At 69.9% G+C, this 17,657-nt stretch carries 13 protein-coding genes; 4 read left to right on the top strand and 9 right to left on the bottom strand.

Annotated elements, in window-relative coordinates:
* Positions 1–15 precede the first annotated feature (15 nt).
* The 9 genes from JJ685_RS24895 to JJ685_RS24855 form a co-directional block, all read right to left on the bottom strand.
* On the bottom strand, positions 16–2,859 hold the full coding sequence (locus JJ685_RS24895) for a FimV/HubP family polar landmark protein (protein ID WP_236599259.1): 2,844 nt from the start codon (positions 2,857–2,859) through the stop codon (positions 16–18).
* A gap of 304 nt (positions 2,860–3,163) precedes the next feature.
* The gene (gene asd / locus JJ685_RS24890; RefSeq protein WP_201677071.1) at positions 3,164–4,312 is read right to left on the bottom strand and encodes an aspartate-semialdehyde dehydrogenase; all 1,149 of its coding nucleotides are present in this window, start codon (positions 4,310–4,312) and stop codon (positions 3,164–3,166) included.
* Between the two features lie 86 nt (positions 4,313–4,398).
* Positions 4,399–5,490: a 3-isopropylmalate dehydrogenase gene (gene leuB, locus JJ685_RS24885; protein WP_201677070.1), complete on the bottom strand. Its 1,092-nt coding sequence runs from the start codon at positions 5,488–5,490 to the stop codon at positions 4,399–4,401.
* 154 nt (positions 5,491–5,644) lie between these two features.
* Positions 5,645–6,289, bottom strand: a complete 645-nt coding sequence (gene leuD, locus JJ685_RS24880; RefSeq protein WP_201677069.1) for a 3-isopropylmalate dehydratase small subunit — start codon at positions 6,287–6,289, stop codon at positions 5,645–5,647.
* A 55-nt stretch (positions 6,290–6,344) separates the two neighbouring features.
* The gene (locus JJ685_RS24875; protein WP_201677068.1) at positions 6,345–6,476 is read right to left on the bottom strand and encodes an entericidin A/B family lipoprotein; all 132 of its coding nucleotides are present in this window, start codon (positions 6,474–6,476) and stop codon (positions 6,345–6,347) included.
* 14 nt (positions 6,477–6,490) lie between these two features.
* Entirely contained in the window at positions 6,491–7,912 is a 1,422-nt protein-coding gene (gene leuC, locus JJ685_RS24870) for a 3-isopropylmalate dehydratase large subunit (RefSeq protein WP_201677067.1), read from the bottom strand.
* Between the two features lie 25 nt (positions 7,913–7,937).
* Positions 7,938–8,879: a LysR family transcriptional regulator gene (locus JJ685_RS24865; RefSeq protein WP_201677066.1), complete on the bottom strand. Its 942-nt coding sequence runs from the start codon at positions 8,877–8,879 to the stop codon at positions 7,938–7,940.
* A gap of 94 nt (positions 8,880–8,973) precedes the next feature.
* Complete coding sequence (locus JJ685_RS24860; RefSeq protein WP_201677065.1) at positions 8,974–12,060, bottom strand: response regulator; 3,087 nt, start codon at positions 12,058–12,060, stop codon at positions 8,974–8,976.
* Positions 12,061–12,136: 76 nt separating this feature from the next.
* A complete protein-coding gene (locus tag JJ685_RS24855) occupies positions 12,137–13,486 on the bottom strand; it encodes an MFS transporter (protein WP_201677064.1) in 1,350 nt (449 codons plus the stop codon).
* Positions 13,487–13,595: 109 nt separating this feature from the next.
* On the opposite strand from JJ685_RS24855, the gene cyoA reads away from it, so the two are divergent.
* Genes cyoA through cyoD form a run of 4 tightly spaced genes read left to right on the top strand, consistent with a single transcriptional unit; the run spans position 13,596 to position 17,657 of the window.
* Positions 13,596–14,639, top strand: coding sequence for a ubiquinol oxidase subunit II (gene cyoA / locus JJ685_RS24850; protein ID WP_201677063.1), 1,044 nt, complete (start codon positions 13,596–13,598; stop codon positions 14,637–14,639).
* 9 nt (positions 14,640–14,648) lie between these two features.
* Positions 14,649–16,637 carry a cytochrome o ubiquinol oxidase subunit I gene (cyoB, locus tag JJ685_RS24845; protein ID WP_201677062.1) on the top strand — a complete coding sequence of 663 codons (1,989 nt, stop codon included), beginning with the start codon at positions 14,649–14,651 and terminating at the stop codon, positions 16,635–16,637.
* A 19-nt stretch (positions 16,638–16,656) separates the two neighbouring features.
* Positions 16,657–17,280: a cytochrome o ubiquinol oxidase subunit III gene (cyoC, locus tag JJ685_RS24840; RefSeq protein ID WP_201677061.1), complete on the top strand. Its 624-nt coding sequence runs from the start codon at positions 16,657–16,659 to the stop codon at positions 17,278–17,280.
* Positions 17,277–17,657, top strand: coding sequence for a cytochrome o ubiquinol oxidase subunit IV (gene cyoD / locus JJ685_RS24835; protein WP_201677060.1), 381 nt, complete (start codon positions 17,277–17,279; stop codon positions 17,655–17,657). The genes cyoC and cyoD overlap by 4 nt, the downstream gene beginning before the upstream one ends.

Here is a 17,657-nt window from a genome sequence, read left to right as displayed (position 1 = left end):
GATCAGGCTCGCAACTTAGCCGATTTCGGCCAGCAGGCGCTGGGCGCGGGACTTCAGGTCGCCGGAGGCTTCGGCCAGGACTTCCTCTGCGAGGCTGCGGGCGCCGTCGGCATCGCCGATGGCGTTGAATTCCTCGGCCAGGGCCAGCTTGGTGGCCAGCGGGCTGTCGATTTCCCCGTCGCCCTCCATCGTCACCGGGGACTGGGTAGACGGCTGGTCCAGGTCGAACGCCAGCGGCGGCATGTCGAGGTCCGCGGACGGGGGCTCCGGGATCGCGGCAGGGGCCGGCGCGGCGGCGTTGCTGCCAGGCAGGTCGAGCGACAGGGCGTTGAGGTCGAACTCCATCATGCCGCTGTCGGTCACGACGTGCGGCGCCGGCTTGTCGGCCGGGTCGACCACGGGCAGCGGCGAGGGCGTGTAGTCGAGGCTGTTGTCCTCTTCTTCCTCTTCCTCGAGCGGCGCGACCGGGGCGGGCGCGGTGAAGGCCGGCTTCTGGTGCTCGGCGTGCGCGACGGGGGGCGCCATGACGGGCGCCGCAGGCATCGGCGGCTGCAGGGTGTCCTGGTCGTCGTCGCCGAGCGAGAAGTCGAGGTCCAGGTCCACGTCGGAGGGGGCGGCCGCTGGCGGCGCGGCGGGCGCCGGGCTGGCGATCGCATGCGCCGCGGCCGCGGCGGCCGTCGCAGCCGCGGCTGCGGTGGCGACGCCCGGCTGGCCGCCGGGGCGGTAGAGCGGGTTGGCGGCATCGAGCTCGCGCCCGAGGTCGCAGATGTGTTCCCACTCGCTGCCGCTGCCGCCCGTCAGGTTGTAGGCCTCGGCGGCGACCGCCTCGAAGGCCTTCACGTCGCGGCGCTTGGCGTAGATCTCCAGCAGCTTGGCGTGGATGGCGACGCGCTGCGGATTGATGCGCAGGGCTTCCTTGAGAATCTCCTCGGCCTGCAGGTCGCGCCCGTAGGCCAGGTACACGTCGGCCTCGGCCACCGGGTCGACGTCGCCGGCCGCATCGAGCTGGCTGGGCGAGTAGACCATCGAGGAGCCGGTCGGGTTGTTCGCTTCGGCCGTGTCGACCCGCTGGCCGCCGCTGGCGCCGAAGAAGGAGTCGGGCTGCAGGCGGCTTTCGAGGAAGGAGCTGTCGACGGCCGCGCTCTTGCGCTTCTGGCGGAACTTGTAGAAGCCGAAGCCGGCCAGCACCGCCAGCAGGCCCACCACCGAGGCGGGCACCAGCGGGTTCTCCAGCAGGTCGTCGACCAGACTCGGCTCGGGCGGCGGGGGCGGCGCCGGCTTGCGCACCGCCGGCTTGGCCGCGGCCACGACCGGGGCGCTGGCGCCGGTGTCCGGGGCGGCCGCGGCGGCCGGTTCGGAAGCCGTGGCGGACGGGGCGGAAGCTGCCGCGACCGGAGCCGTCGCGCCCGTCGCGGCCGGCGTCGCCGCGGCCGTGGTGGTCGCCGGGGCCGGCGCAGCGCCCGGGGTGGGCGCGGCAGCGGCCGGCGCGGACGCAGGCCGGGCGGCCGCCGTCGTGGTCGAGGGCGTCGCCGGCGCTGCGGGCGTCGGCGCGGTTGCGGCCGGAGCCGAGGCGCTGCGTGCGGCCGTGGTCGCGGGCGTGGTCGCCGCAGCCGGGGCCGGCGCGGGGGCGGGCGTTGCCGCGGCCGGCGCGGACGCGCCGCGCTGGGCGGCGCTCACGCCGGGGGGTGCCGTGATGCCCGCGGCCGGACGCGCACCGGTGCCGCCGGCGGCCCCCGGGGTGGTGCCGGCCAGCTTGTTCAGTTCGGCGAGGTTCTTGTCCAGCTCGGCGACGCGGGTGGCCTGCTCCTTGGCCTGGCGCTCGCGCGCGATCGTGTCGGCCGCGCCGGTGCGGCCTTGCACGGCGCCCTTGGAAAGCTGCAGGCGGTCGCCGGGGCCGGCGGGCGCCTTCTTGTCGTCGACCTGGGCCTGCACACGGCCCGAGGCTTCGCGGGTCGCGGCCGGAGCGGACGCGGTGGGCACGCCTTCGGCCAGGCGGCGGCGGAATTCGCTGAAGTCGCGGCTCTGCGCCACCAGGACCTGGCGCGCCTCGTCCTGCGGCACGGCAGCGGCCTGTTCGCTGCTGGGCATGGCCAGCACGGAGCCCGCGCGCAGGCGGTTGACGTTGCCGGCGACGAAGGCATCCGGATTGGCGCGCAGCATCGCCACCAGCATCTGGTCGAGCGAGATGCTGGCAGGCTTGCCGGTGGCGGCAATCTTGCCGGCCGTGTCGCCGGCCTGCACCGTGACGCGCTTGCCCGCTTCGTCGGACGGCGCCGGGGCGGCGGCCCGGGCCGGGGGCTGGCCGGTGGCCGGCGCAGGCGCCGGCGTGCGGGCGGTGGCAGCGGGCGCGGGCGCCGGGATGGGGCGCGACGCTCCGCCGCGGGGCGGCACGGCCTGGGCCGAGGGGCCGATCGGGGGAGCCACCTGCGCCTGCACGGGCGCCTGCGGCGCCTGCGAGCGCGCCGTCGGCGGATCGAACAACAGCGTGAAATCGCGCTGCACCCGGCCGGACGACCAGGTGGCCTCGAGGATCACGTCGACGAAGGGATCGTTGACCGGGCGGTCGTTCGCCAGCTGCAGGAAGTAGCTGCCGTTCGCGCGGCGCTGCAGCGTGATCTGCACGCCGGTCAGGGCGGTGCTGAACTCGAGGCCCGCGGCGCGGAACTGCGCCGGCGATGCGATCGCCGCCTTGAGCGAGGAGACTTCCTCGGGCGAGATCTCGGGCAGTTCGATCTCAGCCCGCAGGGGCTCGCCCAGGGCGGATTGGACGGTGACGCGGCCGAGGGCGAGTGCCAGCGCGTCGGGCGAGGCAAGGCCGAAAGTGACTGCTGCCGCAAATGCCAGCGCGGTCAGTTTCAACTTCGGCGGGCTCTTCTGTGGCGACGTCCCCACTGCTCGGTCGAGAGGCAGTTTTGTTCTCTTCATGCGGCCAGTGCCAGGAGGCTATATTCGAAAAAGGACCATAGCAGCAACGCCTTAGGCTGACAAGCTGAGACACCTCTTAATGTTCGGAGGTGCGTCAGGGACCGCATGTGAGCGCTGGCCTTGTTGTCGTGTTACAACGTGCTGTTACAGCGGGATACAGGCGTCAGGATTCCAAAAGAACAAAGCGCCGCGAATGCGGCGCTTTGTTCCAGCCCCGCCGGCGCGCGGGGGTCGAAGCTCACGCGTCGAGCAGGACGCGCAGCATGCGGCGCAGCGGTTCCGCCGCGCCCCACAGCAGCTGGTCGCCGATGGTGAAGGCGCCGACGTACTCGGGGCCCATGGCCAGCTTGCGGATGCGGCCCACCGGGATGTCCAGGGTGCCGGTCACCGCCACCGGCGTCAGGCGCTGCAGGGTGGCTTCGCGGGTGTTCGGCACCACCTTGGCCCAGGGGTTGTCGGCGGCGATCATGGCTTCGATGTCCGCCACCGGCACGTCCTTCTTCAGCTTGAAGGTGAGTGCTTGCGAATGGCAGCGCATCGCGCCGACGCGGACGCAGAAGCCGTCCACCGGGGCAGCCGCCGTGCCGAAGGCCTCGCCCTGGCCCAGGATCTTGTTGGTCTCGGCGCCGCCCTTCCACTCCTCGCGCGAGACGCCGTTGCCCAGGTCCTTGTCGATCCAGGGGATCAGCGAGCCGCCCAGCGGGACGCCGAAGTTGGCCGTCTCGTCGCCGCCCATGGACTGCTGGCGCGCCAGCACCTTGCGGTCGATTTCCAGGATGGCGGACTTGGGGTCGTCCAGCAGGGTGCGCACCTCGGCGTTCAGGGTGCCGAACTGGGTCAGCAGCTCGCGCATGTGCTGGGCGCCGCCGCCGGAAGCGGCCTGGTAGGTCATGGTGGTCATCCACTCCACCAGCCCCGCCTTGTACAGGGCGCCCACGCCCATCAGCATGCAGCTGACCGTGCAGTTGCCGCCGATCCAGTTCTTGCCGCCCCTGGCCAGCGCGTTCCTGATCACCGGCATGTTGACGGGGTCGAGGACGATGATGGCGTCGTCCTTCATCCGCAGGCTGGAGGCGGCGTCGATCCAGTGGCCCGCCCAGCCGGCCGCGCGCAGCCTGGGGAACACCTCGGTGGTGTAGTCGCCGCCCTGGCAGGTGATGACGATGTCGCACTTCTTCAGCGCCTCGATGTCGAAGGCGTCCTTCAGCGTGGCTTCGTTCTTCGCCTGGGCCGGGGCCTTGCCGCCGGCGTTGGAGGTGGAGAAGAACACCGGCTCGATCAGGCCGAAGTCGCCTTCGGCCTGCATGCGGTCCATCAGGACCGAGCCGACCATGCCGCGCCAGCCGACCAGGCCGACCAGCGGTTGTTGTGCGTTGGAGAGAGTCATCGTCGCGCGCCTTTCAGATTTCAGGGTGAATCCGGTTTCCCCGGCTCGTCTGGGCCGGGGCAGGCACGCGACGAACCGGAGCTTGTCTAGCTCTTGGTAATCGTCTTGGTGGTGATGGCTGCAACGACGGCGTCACCCATCTCGCGGGTGCCGACCTTGCGCGTGCCTTCGGACCAGATGTCCGCCGTCCGCAGGCCCTGCGACAGCACGTCCTTCACCGCGGACTCGATGCGGTCGGCGGCTTGCGGCTGGTTGAGGGAGAAGCGGAGCATCATGGCGGCTGACAGTATTGTAGCCAAAGGGTTGGCAATCCCCTTGCCCGCGATGTCGGGGGCGCTGCCGTGGGACGGCTCGTACAGGCCCTGGTTGCTGGCGTTGAGGCTGGCCGAAGGCAGCATGCCGATGGAGCCGGTGAGCATGGCCGCCTCGTCGGACAGGATGTCGCCGAACATGTTGCCGGTGACCACCACGTCGAAGGACTTCGGGGACTTCACCAGCTGCATGGCGGCGTTGTCCACGTACATGTGGTCCAGCTTCACGTCGGGGTACTGCTGGCCCACCTCGGTGACCACGTCCTTCCAGAACTGGAAGGTCTCCAGGACGTTCGCCTTGTCGACCGAAGTCACCTTCTTGTTGCGCTTGCGCGCCGCCTGGAAGGCGACGTGCGCGATCCGCTCGATCTCCGGGCGGGCGTAGCGCATGGTGTCGAAGGCCTCCTCGGCGCCGGGGAAGTTGCCGTCGGGGGAGGTGCGGCGGCCGCGGGGCTGGCCGAAGTAGATGTCGCCGGTCAGCTCGCGGATGATCAGGATGTCCAGGCCGGCGACCAGCTCCGGCTTCAGGCTGGAGGCGTGGGTCAGCTGCTCGTAGCAGATGGCCGGGCGGAAGTTGGCGAACAGGCCCAGGTTCTTGCGCAGGCCCAGGATGGCCTGTTCGGGGCGGAACTTGCGCTCCAGCTGGTCGTACTTCCAGTCGCCGACGGCGCCGAACAGCACGGCATCGGCTTCCTTCGCCAGCTTCAGCGTGGCCTCCGGCAGGGGATGGCCGTGCCGGTCGTAGGCGACGCCGCCGACGTCGGCGGTCTCCATCTCGAACTTCAGGTCCAGGACCTTCAGGACCTTGACCGCCTCGTCGACGATCTCGGTGCCGATGCCGTCACCGGGGAGGACTGCGATTTTCATCTTGTGTCTTTCTCAAAACCAGACAGCCGAACGCAGAGGACGCAAAGGATGCGCAGAGGACGCAGAAAAGAAAAAGGAAAACTCCAAGAGGTTTTCTTCTGCGTCCTCTGCGTAATCTCTGCGCCCTCTGCGTTCGGCTGTTCGGTTTATGTCTTTAAAGTGTATGCGCCAGCCAGGGCTTCTTCGCCAGGCGCTCGGCTTCGTAGGCCTTGATCTTGTCGGCGTGGCGCAGGGTCAGGCCGATGTCGTCGAAGCCGTTCATCAGGCAGTAGCGGCGGAACGGCTGCACTTCGAAGGCGAGTTCCTCGCCCTGCGGCTTCACGACCACCTGGCGCTCCAGGTCCACCGTGAGCTCGTAGCCGGGGAAGGCGGCGACCTCGTCGAACAGCTTCGCCACCGTGGTCTCGGGCAGCACGATCGGCAGCAGGCCGTTCTTGAAGCAGTTGTTGAAGAAGATGTCGGCGAAGCTGGGCGCGATCAGCGCGCGGAAGCCGTACTGCTGGATCGCCCAGGGCGCGTGCTCGCGCGAGGAGCCGCAGCCGAAGTTCCTGCGCGCGATCAGCACGCTGGCATTGCGGTAGCGCGGCTGGTTCAGCACGAAGTCCGGATTCGGCTTGCGGCTGGCCGGGTCCTGGCCGGGCTCGCCGTGGTCCAGGTAGCGCCACTCGTCGAACAGGTTGGGGCCGAAGCCGGTCTTGCGGATCGACTTCAGGAACTGCTTCGGGATGATCGCGTCGGTGTCGACGTTCTCGCGGTCGATGGGGGCGACGACGCCCTTGTGGACGATGAACTCTTCCATGTCTTTCTCCAGTGGGGATGGGGCGCCGCTTCGCGCGTGCCTTGTCCCCTGGTCATTACTTTTTCTTCGCCGCCTCTTCGATGCTCTGGCCGGCCTTCTGGAGGTCCTGGCCCGCGCCGCGGATGGTGTTGCAGCCTCCCAGCAGCAGGAAGGTGGCGATCAGGGCAGCGGTAGTGATGGTTTTCATGGGACTCCCTTTCCTCAGGCGAACTGGCGCACGTCGACGAAGTGCCCGTGCACCGCCGCCGCCGCCGCCATCGCGGGGCTGACCAGGTGCGTGCGCCCGCCAGCCCCCTGCCGGCCCTCGAAATTGCGGTTGCTGGTGGAAGCGCAGCGCTCGCCCGGCTCCAGCCGGTCGGCGTTCATCGCCAGGCACATGGAGCAGCCCGGCTCGCGCCACTCGAAGCCGGCGGCCTTGAAGACCTGGTCCAGCCCTTCGCGTTCGGCCTGCTCCTTCACCACGCCGGAGCCCGGCACCACCATCGCGAGCTTCACGTTGGGCGCCACCTTGCGTCCGAGCTTCTTCACCACGGCGGCCGCCTCGCGCATGTCCTCGATGCGGCTGTTGGTGCAGGAGCCGATGAACACCTTGTCGACGGTGATGTCGTTCATCGGCTTGCCGGGCTGCAGGGCCATGTACTGCAGGGCGCGCTCCATGGCGTTGCGCTTGTTGGGATCCTTTTCCTTGTCGGGATCCGGCACGCGCGCGTCGATGGAGGTGACCATCTCGGGCGAGGTGCCCCAGGTCACCTGCGGCACGATCTGGGCGGCGTCGAGCTTCACCACGGTGTCGAACTTCGCGTCGGCGTCGGACTGCAGGGTGCGCCAGTAGGCGACGGCCTGGTCCCACTCCACGCCCGTGGGCGCCAGCGGCTTGCCCCTGACGTACTCGATGGTCTTCTCGTCCACCGCCACCATGCCGGCGCGCGCGCCCGCCTCGATGGCCATGTTGCAGACCGTCATGCGGCCCTCCATGGACAGCGAGCGGATCGCCGGGCCGGCGAACTCGATCGTGTAGCCGGTGCCGCCGGCGGTGCCGATCCGGCCGATGATGGCCAGCACGATGTCCTTGGCGGTGACGCCGGGGGCGAGCTTGCCGTCCACCTGGATCAGCATGTTCTTCGCCTTCTTCGCCAGCAGCGTCTGCGTGGCCAGCACGTGCTCCACTTCCGAGGTGCCGATGCCGTGCGCCAGCGCGCCGAAGGCGCCGTGCGTCGAGGTGTGCGAGTCGCCGCAGACCACGGTCATGCCGGGCAGCGTCGCGCCCTCCTCGGGGCCGATCACGTGCACGATGCCCTGGCGCTTGGACAGGAAGGGGAAGTAGGCGGCGGCGCCGAATTCCGCGATGTTCTTGTCCAGCGTCGTGACCTGCTCCTTGGAGATCGGGTCGTCGATGCCGTCGTAGCCGCGCTCCCAGCCGGTGGTCGGCGTGTTGTGGTCGGCGGTGGCCACCACGGAGCTGATGCGCCAGACCTTGCGGCCGTTCTCCCGCAGGCCCTCGAAGGCCTGCGGGCTGGTCACTTCGTGCACCAGGTGGCGGTCGATGTAGAGGACGGCGGTGCCGTCTTCCTCGGTGTGGACGACGTGCTCGTCCCAGATCTTGTCGTACAGCGTGCGTCCCATGGGGGCTTTCCTTTGGCGTGAAATTCTATGCGGCCAACGTTTGCGGCAGCTCCGCGCGGGCCTGGAGGTGGTCCACCAGCAATCGGGCGGTGAGCGGCAGCGTGGAGAAGTCGCGGGCGACCAGGCGGATGTCCCGCGCAGCCCACGCGTCGGTGAGGGCGACGCATTCCAGGTCGCCCACCCCGTGCATCAGGGTGAAGGCCCGGCGCGGCATCACGCCGACCCCGAGGCCGTTGTGGATCATCCGGCACATCGCGTCGAGGCCGGTGACGTGGATGCGCAGGCGGATCGTGCGGCCCGCGGCGGCGGCCGCCTCGCGCATGGCGAGGTAGATCGAGCTGTTGGAGTGCAGGCCCACGTGGTCGCACTCCAGCGTGTCCTCGAAGGCGACGGCCTGACGCCGGGCCAGCGCGTGGCCGCGCGGCACAATCAGCACCAGCTCGTCGCGGCGGTAGGGCAGGGTCTGCAGTTCGTGCCCGTTCATGGCGCCGACGTTGCAGATGCCCAGGTCGGCCGCGCCTTCCTGCACCGCGCGCATCACCTCGGTGGAGAGGTGCTCCTCCAGGTCGATCTTGACCTGCGGATGGGCCTGGCTGAACGCCCCCAGGTCTTCCGGCAGGAACTGCACGATGGCGGAGATGTTGGCGTGGATGCGCACGTGGCCCTTGACGCCGTCGGCGTACTCGGAGAGCTCGGCCTGCATTTTGTCGAGGCTGAACAGCACCGAGCGGGCATGGTGCAGCAGGCTCTCGCCGGCCGGCGTGAGCTTCACGCCGCGCGTGTGGCGATAGAGCAGGGGCGTCTCCAGCGTCGCTTCCAGGTCCGACAGCCGCTTGCTGACCGCCGAGGCCGCGATGAACTCGCGTTCGGCGGCGCGCCCGATCGAGCCGAGCTCGCACACCGCCACGAACAGTTGCAGCGAGGTGAGGTCGATCCGGCGGGCGAAGGAACGTTCTGTGGGGCGCATACGGCAGGCAGGGCCATCGTGGTGCGCGATGGCGAGGCGCCATTTTCCCTCAGAAAAGGGGGTTCCGCCATCGCCATCGGCGATGGCAGGCCTGCTATCCGGGAAGGACCTCGTCCAGCGCCCGGACCAGTTCGCCGAGCTGGCGGCCGAAGGCCGCGATGCGGGCCGGCACGGCCTCGCCGTCCTGCTCCGCCCGCAGCGCCTGTTCCACGTCGGCGGCCAGCGCGGCGACCGGGGCGGCGCCGAGCGTGGCCGCCGCTCCCTTGCAGTTGTGGGCGAGGCGCTCGGCGCCGTGCCGGTCGCCCGCCTGCAGCAGCTCGCGCAGCTGGTCCTCGCAGCCCCGGTACGAGTCGACGAAGACGCCCAGCATCTGCACGTAGAAGCCGGCGTCGTTGCCGGTGGTGAACTCCAGCCCGCGGGCCACGTCCAGGCCGGGCACCGCCGCCAGTCGCGCCAGTTGGGGGTCCGGCGCGGCCGCCGCATCCGGCTGCGGCTCCGGCGCCGCCGCGGGCGGCGCGGAAGGCAGCCAGCTCGCCACGACCCGGTACAGCTCCTGCGGGCGGATGGGCTTGCTCAGGAAGTCGTTCATGCCGGCCGCCAGGCAGCGCTCGCGGTCGCTGGCCATGGCGTTGGCGGTCATCGCGATCACCGGCAGCGTGAAGCCCAGGGCGCGGATGCGCTCGGTGGCCGTGACGCCGTCCATCACGGGCATCTGCATGTCCATCAGCACGGCGTCGAAGCGTCCTTCCTGCACCCGCCCCACCGCCTGCAGGCCGTTCTCCGCGATCCGTACCGCGATGCCCGCCGCCTGCAGGATCTCGCCGGCGACCTGCTGGTTGACGGGGTTGTCTTCCACCAGCAGCACGCGCGCGCCCGCCAGCGCCGGCGGCGCGTGCGGTGCGGCGCTGGGCAGCGGCGCCGGGGCCGTGGCCGGCGCCTCGTCGGGCGCGAGCTCCATCCAGGCGGTGAACCAGAAGGTGCTGCCCTCGCCGAAACGGCTCTCCACGCCCACGCTGCCGCCCATCATCTCCGCCAGGCTGCGCGAGATCGCCAGCCCCAACCCGGTGCCGCCGTACTTGCGGGTGGTGGAGCGGTCGGCCTGCTCGAACTGCCGGAAGACGCGCTCCGCCTGGTCCGGCGTGAGGCCGATGCCGGTGTCGCGCACCGCGAAGCGCAGCAGCAGGCGGCGGCCCTCGCGCCGCTCCACCGCCACCCGCAGCGCCACCTCGCCCCGCTCGGTGAACTTGATCGCGTTGTTCAGGAAGTTGATCAGGATCTGCCGTACCCGCAGCGGGTCGCCGGCGAGCCGCGGCGGCACCTGCCGGTCCGCATCGAACGCGAGGTGCAGGCCCTTGGCCTGCGCCTGCTCCACGACGACGTCCGAGACCTGCTGCAGCAGGGCGTCCAGCGCGAAGACCTCTTGCTCCAGGACCAGCTTGCCGGCCTCGATCTTCGACAGGTCGAGGATGTCGTCGACGATGCCCGCCAGGTGCTCGCCCGCGGCGTGCACCTTGGCCAGGTAGTCGCGCTGGCGCGCCGTGAGCTCCGTGCCCAGTGCCAGGTGCGTCATGCCCAGGATGGCGTTGATCGGCGTGCGGATCTCGTGGCTCATGTTGGCGAGGAAGGCCGTCTTCAGCTCGGTGGCTTCCTCGGCGAGGGCCCGCGCCCGGCGCAGTTCCTCCTCCGCCTCGCGCCGCCGGGTGACGTCGCGGCCCACCATGACCAGGCCGATGGCATGGCCGTCGGCATCGCGCATGGGGCTGCGCACGAACTCCAGCAACGCCCGGCGGCCGTCGGGATAGTCGCACCAGGCTTCGTTGACGCTGCCCCGGTTCTGCGCCAGCGCCACGGCGTCCTCCTGCCGCATCCGCGCGGCGGCGGCGGGCGACAGCACCTGTTCGACCGACAGGCCGCCGATGGACTCGGTCGGCAGGCCCACCAGCTCGCCGTACGCATCGTTGCAGCCCAGGAAGGTACCCTCGACGTCGCGATAGGCGATCAGGTCCGGGCTGGAGGCGAGCACCGCGCGCAGCAGGGCCTGCTGGCGCTGCTGCTCGTCGCGGGCGCCGGCGCTGCGCCGCAGCTCGGCGCGCACGTTGAGCGACAGCACCGACACGCTCAGCACGCAAAGTCCCAGCGTCAACAGCAGCGACACCAGCATGGCGGTGCGGTCGATCGCGAGCGTCGCCTTGCGCGCTTCGAGGGCGTCGCGCAGCGTTTGCTCCAGGAGGGTCGCCGCCACCGGCGCGCGGCCGGCGTTCGCGCCGTCGCCACGCAGGCTCGCCTCGAGTTCGCGGAACAGGCGCGTCTCGGTGCCCCCCGAGACGCTGCCCCGCAACGGCTCCAGCCCGCCGCGACAGGCCTGCGGCGGGCCGCCGGAGCGCAGGCAGGCGCGCAGCTGCCCCAGTTCCAGGCGGGCCTGCTGCACGCGGTCGACTTCCTGGGCGGCGGTGGCGAAGCGGACGTTGGAGCGGTAGGTGAGGCTGGTGGACCCGAGCAGCACCACCACCATCGCCCAGAAGAAGACGCCGACCGCGCGCTCGCCGCGGCGCGACCGCGACGCGGCCCGCGGGCCGCGCTGCTGCACGAAGACGGCCGCCCCCAGCAGGGCCAGCGTCAGCGAGGTGTTGAGCGCCACCGGCGGCAGCCAGGCGTCGGTGACGATCTTCCCGGCGTCGCGGAAGTGGCCGAGGGTGCCGAGGGCGCCGATCGCGAACACCTGCGCGGCGCACAGCAGCACGATCCAGCCGAAGCGCCGCCGCTGCAGCAGGGCGATGCCCGGTCCCAGCAGCACGAAGGACCAGGCGGCGTAGGGCGACATGCGGCCGGGCGCGCTGCGGAAGCCGGCCTCGGCATCGTGGAACAGCAGTTCGTCGATGCCGAGGTCGATGCCGGCCAGGTACTCGACCAGCGTGGCGGCGCCCAGGGCGCTGACCAGGCAGGCCACGCCGATGCCCGCCGCCGTGCTCCAGCGGGCGCCGCGGACCTGCAGCCGCAGGGCCAGTCCGGCCCCGAGCAGGGCCACCGCGGTGTTCGCCTTCATGTCGGCGGCGCCGGGAACGAGGCTCTTCAGGAGAGGGTTCCCGAGGCTCCATCCCAGCAGGACCAGCGCGCCCGAGAGCATCGCCACCCACGCGGCTGCGCTCGCCAGCCGGTGACGGGCGCGGAAAACCTCATGCATCGGGGTTAGGGGAACTGCCTAAAAAGGCGCCCACCTTAACCCAGCGGGGCGGTACCGTCCAGTTTGTCGCCTTGGCTCAGTCGCGCGGCAGCCGGATCCGGTGGCTGCGCAAGGCCAGGAGCGTCGCCAGCGCGCCGGAGAGCAGGTACACGCCGACCGCGCCGGGGCCGAAGCGCACCGACAGGCCCAGCGCCACCAGCGGCGCGAACGCGGCGCCGATCAGCCAAGCCAGGTCGGCGGTGAGCGCCGCGCCGGTGTAGCGGAAGGCCGGCAGGAAATTCGAGGCGACCGGGCCCGCGGCCTGGCCGTAGGAAAGGCCCAGCAGCGCGGATCCCACCAGGATGAAGACGTCCACGCCCGCGGTGCCGCCGCCCAGGAGGAAGGGCGCAACCAGGCTGAATGCCGCGATCGCGGCGGCCAGCACCCCGAGGGTGCTGCGCCGGCCTATGCGGTCGGCGAGCAGTCCGGACAGGGGCATCGCCAGCGCCGCGAGGACGGCGCCCGCCAGTTCCACGGAAAGCAGGTGGCCGATCTCCTGCTCCGCATGGAGCATCACCCAGGACAGCGGGAACACCGTCACCAGGTGGAACAGGGCATAGGAGGCCAGCGCCGCGAAGGCGCCGATCACCACGTTGTGGCCCTGGCTCGCGAACAGTTCACGGACCGCGCAGGGCTCCAGCTCGCGCGCCTCCAGTTCGCGCTCGTATTCGTGCGTCACCACCAGGCGCAGGCGCGCGAACAGGGCGACCACGTTGATCGCGAAGGCGGCGAAGAAGGGATAGCGCCAGCCCCAGGCGAGGAAGTCCGCCGCGGAAAGGTTCGCCCACAGGAAGGCGAACACGGCGCAGGCGACCAGGAAGCCGAGGGGCGCGCCGAGCTGCCCCAGCATCGCGTACCAGCCGCGCCGGCCTTCCGGCGCATTGAGGGCCAGCAGCGAGGGCAGGCCGTCCCAGGACCCGCCCAGCGCCAGCCCCTGGCCGATGCGGCACACCGCCAGCAAGGCGATGGCAAGCGCGCCGGCCGCGGCGTGGCCCGGCAGCAAGGCCATGCCCACCGTGGAACTTCCGAGCAGCAGCAGGGCGGCCGTGAGCTTCATGCCGCGCCCGAAGCGCCTTTGCAGCGCCATGCCGGCCACCGTGCCGAGCGGGCGCACCACGAAGGCCAGCGCCAGCAGGGCGAAGGCCCAGAGCGTGCCCTCCAGCCGCGACGCGAACGGGAAGAACACCGCGGGAAATGCCAGCACCGAGGCGATGCCGTAGACGAAGAAGTCGAAGTATTCCGAGGCCCGGCCGATCACGACGCCCACCGCGATGTCGCCGGGGGCGAGGCGGGCTTCTTCGGGGGAGTTGGCCGGATTGGCGCCGTGGGCGCCGGAGAGGGAAGGGGAGGGGAAGGGGCCGGGGGAAGCGTGGGTCGCGGAGGTCATTCGGAACGGGGGGGGCTGGGACAAAATGTCCAATGTTTGATTTGTATCAATGAGCGTAGATTTGCGACAGCAACGCAATCGGCGTTTTCCCCAGCGTTCTGTCCTCCTGATGCTCAATAACGACAAATTCCTGCGGGTGGCCCGCCTCGCCGCCCCCGCCGCCGCCCTGGCGCTGGCCGGCTGCAGCAAGCTCACGGTGATGAAGCCGCACGGCGACATCGCCGTGCAGCAGGCCGGCCTGATCGTCACCTCCACCCTGCTGATGCTCCTGATCATCGTGCCGGTGATCGCGCTGACGCTGTTCTTCGCCTGGCGCTACCGGCAGTCCAACCAGAATGCGACCTACGCGCCGGACTGGGACCACTCGACCCGCCTGGAACTGGTGATCTGGGGCGCGCCGCTCCTGATCATCATCGCGCTGGGCGCGATCACCTGGATCAGCACCCACAAGCTCGATCCCTTCCGGCCCCTGGACCGCATCGACGCCCAGCGGCCCGTGCCGGCCGGCCTGAAGCCGCTCGTGGTGAACGTGGTCGCCATGGACTGGAAGTGGCTGTTCATCTACCCGGAGCAGGGCATCGCCACGATCAACGAACTGGCCGCCCCGGTGGACCGCCCCATCGAGTTCCGCATCACCGCGACGACGGTCATGAACGCCTTCTACGTGCCGGAGCTGGCGGGCATGGTGTACGCCATGCCGGGCATGCAGACCAAGCTGAACGCGGTGATCAACCACCCCGGCACGTTCCAGGGGATCTCCGCCAACTACAGCGGCGCCGGCTTCTCCAGCATGCGCTTCGCCTTCCTGGGCCTGTCGGAGGCCAACTTCGAGGACTGGGTGGAAAGCAACCGCTCGGGCGAGGCGTTGACCCGCGCCGCCTACCTGAAGCTGGAGCGACCGAGCGAGCGCGAACCCGTGCGCCGCTTCGGCAAGGTCGACGAAGGCCTCTACGAGGCGGTCCTGAACCGCTGCGCCGACGGCCAGCAGATGTGCGCCCACGAAATGATGGCCATCGACGCCGCCGGCGGCCTGGGCAAGGGCAACCTGCGCGGCGTGCGCGAGTCGGCCCTCGACGGCCGCACCGTGGTCGCCGCCGCCGTCTGCACCCCCGACAACCCGCTGGGCCTGCCCCGGCCCCTCGCCGCGCAGTAAGAAACCGACATGAGCCTGAGTGAACTGATCCTGGGCCGCCTCAGCTGGGAGGCGATCCCCATCCACGAACCGATCCTCGTCGCCACCTTCGCCGCCGTCGCCCTCGGCGGCGCCGCGCTGCTGGGACTCCTCGCGAAGATGCGCCTCTGGGGCCCCCTTTGGCGCGACTGGATCTGCAGCATCGACCACAAGAAGATCGGCATCATGTACGTGGTGCTGGGCATCGTGATGCTGCTGCGCGGCTTCGCCGACGCCATCATGATGCGCCTGCACCAGGCGGTGGCCTTCGGTGCCAACGAGGGCTTCCTGCCGCCGCACCACTACGACCAGATCTTCACGGCCCACGGCGTGATCATGATCTTCTTCGTCGCGATGCCGCTGGTGACGGGCTTCATGAATTACGTCGTGCCGCTGCAGATCGGCGCGCGCGACGTGGCCTTCCCCTTCCTGAACAACTTCAGCTTCTGGATGACCGCCGGCGGCGCCGCGCTGGTGATGGTCTCGCTGTTCGTCGGCGAGTTCGCGCGCACCGGCTGGCTGGCCTATCCGCCGCTGTCGGGCCTCCTGCAGAGCCCGGACGTCGGGGTCGACTACTACCTCTGGTCCCTGCAGGTGGCGGGGGTGGGAACGACTCTCTCGGGCATCAACCTGATCGCGACCATCCTGAAGATGCGCGCGCCCGGCATGAAGCTGATGAAGATGCCGGTGTTCACCTGGACGTCCCTCTGCACCAACGTGCTGATCGTGGCGACCTTCCCGATCCTGGCCGCCACCCTGGCGCTGCTCACGGCGGACCGCTACCTGGGCACCAACTTCTTCACGAACGACCTCGGCGGCAACCCGATGCTGTACGTGAACCTGATCTGGATCTGGGGCCACCCCGAGGTCTACATCCTGGTGCTGCCGGTGTTCGGCATCTTCTCGGAGGTGGTGTCCACCTTCAGCGGCAAGCGACTGTTCGGCTACGCCTCCATGGTCTACGCCACCTGCGTGATCGCCATCCTGTCCTACCTGGTGTGGCTGCACCACTTCTTCACCATGGGCTCGGGACCGAGCGTGAACTCGTTCTTCGGGATCACGACGATGATCATCTCGATCCCCACCGGGGCGAAGATCTTCAACTGGCTGTTCACGATGTACCGCGGACGCATCCGCTTCGAGGTGCCGATGCTGTGGACGGTGGGCTTCATGGTCACCTTCGTGATCGGCGGCATGACGGGCGTGATGCTGGCGGTGCCGGCGGCCGACTTCGTGCTGCACAACTCGCTGTTCCTGGTCGCGCACTTCCACAACGTGATCATCGGCGGCGTGGTGTTCGGCCTGTTCGCGGGCATCAACTACTGGTTCCCCAAGGCGTTCGGCTACAAGCTGGACGACTTCTGGGGCCGGGTGTCCTTCTGGTTCTGGCTGGTGGGCTTCTGGGTCGCCTTCACGCCGCTGTACGTGCTGGGCCTGATGGGCGTGACGCGCCGCATGAGCCACTTCGACGACCCCTCGCTGCAGATCTGGTTCCAGATCGCCGCGGTCGGCGCTGTCCTGGTCGCGATCGGCATCGCCGCCTTCCTGGTGCAGCTGGTGGTGAGCTTCCTGCGCCGGAAGGAACTGCGCGACGCGACCGGCGACGCGTGGGACGGCCGCACGCTGGAGTGGTCCACCGCCTCGCCGCCTCCGGACTACAACTTCGCCTTCACGCCGGTGGTGCACGACACCGACGCCTGGCACGACATGAAGCGCCGCGGCGCGCAGCGTCCGACCGCCGGCTTCAAGCCGATCCACATGCCGAAGAACACCGGCGCCGGCTTCGTGATCGCGATGCTGGCCACGGCCTGGGGCTTCACGCTGATCTGGCACATGTGGCTGCTGGCCGGCCTGAGCTTCGCCGCGATGGTGATCGCCGCCATCGTGCACACCTTCAACTACGACCGCGACTTCCACATCCCGGCCGAGGACGTGACGCGCAGCGAGGACGACCGGACCCGCGCGCTGGCCGCCGCCTGACGACGAGCATTTGCAAGAGATGTCTTCCACCACCCTGAACGCGACCGGGGCCGCCCCGGTCTTCTACGACGACGGCGGGCACCACCCGCAGCAGGGGACCCTGTTCGGGTTCTGGCTGTACCTGATGAGCGACTGCCTGGTCTTCGCCGTCCTGTTCGCCACCTACGCGGTGCTGGGCCGCAGCTACGCGGCCGGCCCCTCCGGCGCCGACCTGTTCGACCTGCCGCTGGTGGCCGTGAACACGGGCCTGCTGCTGCTGTCCTCGATCACCTACGGCTTCGCCATGATCGGCATGCAGCACGGGCGCCAGAAGGCGCTGCTGGCCTGGCTCGCCCTCACCGGCCTGCTGGGGCTGGGCTTCCTGTCGATCGAGCTGTACGAGTTCGCGCACCTGCTGCACGAGGGCGCGGGCCCGCAGCGCAGCGCCTTCCTGTCGGCCTTCTTCACGCTGGTGGGCACGCACGGCCTGCACGTGGCGTTCGGCACGGTCTGGCTGGTGACCCTGGTGCTGCAGGTGCGCAAGCGGGGCCTGACGCGCGAGAACAAGCGCCGCCTGGTGTGCCTGTCGATGTTCTGGCACTTCCTCGACGTCGTCTGGATCGGCGTCTTCACCTTCGTGTACCTGATGGGGGTGCTGAAATGAGCGCGCAACACCACGAACACCACGACGCGCACGACGACATCGGCTACCACGCGACGGTCCGGGGCTACGTCACCGGCTTCGTGCTGTCGGTGATCCTGACGGCGATCCCCTTCTGGCTGGTGATGGGCAAGGTGCTGCCGGCCGGCGCCACCGCGCCCGTCATCCTCGGCTTCGCGGCGGTGCAGGTGCTGGTGCACATGGTGTACTTCCTGCACATGAACGCCAAGGTCGAGGGCGGCTGGTCGCTGCTGGCCCTGGTGTTCACCGCCATCGTGGTGGTGATCATGCTGGCCGGCTCGATCTGGGTCATGTACCACATGAACACCAACATGATGCCCGTCGATCCGCAGACGATGCGGAACATGGGGATGTCCTAG

The organism is Ramlibacter monticola (genome assembly GCF_016722785.1).
Lineage (GTDB): Bacteria > Pseudomonadota > Gammaproteobacteria > Burkholderiales > Burkholderiaceae_C > Ramlibacter > Ramlibacter monticola.
The sequence above is the reverse complement of the archived record's forward strand: the minus strand, read 5'-3'. Positions and strand labels throughout refer to the sequence as shown.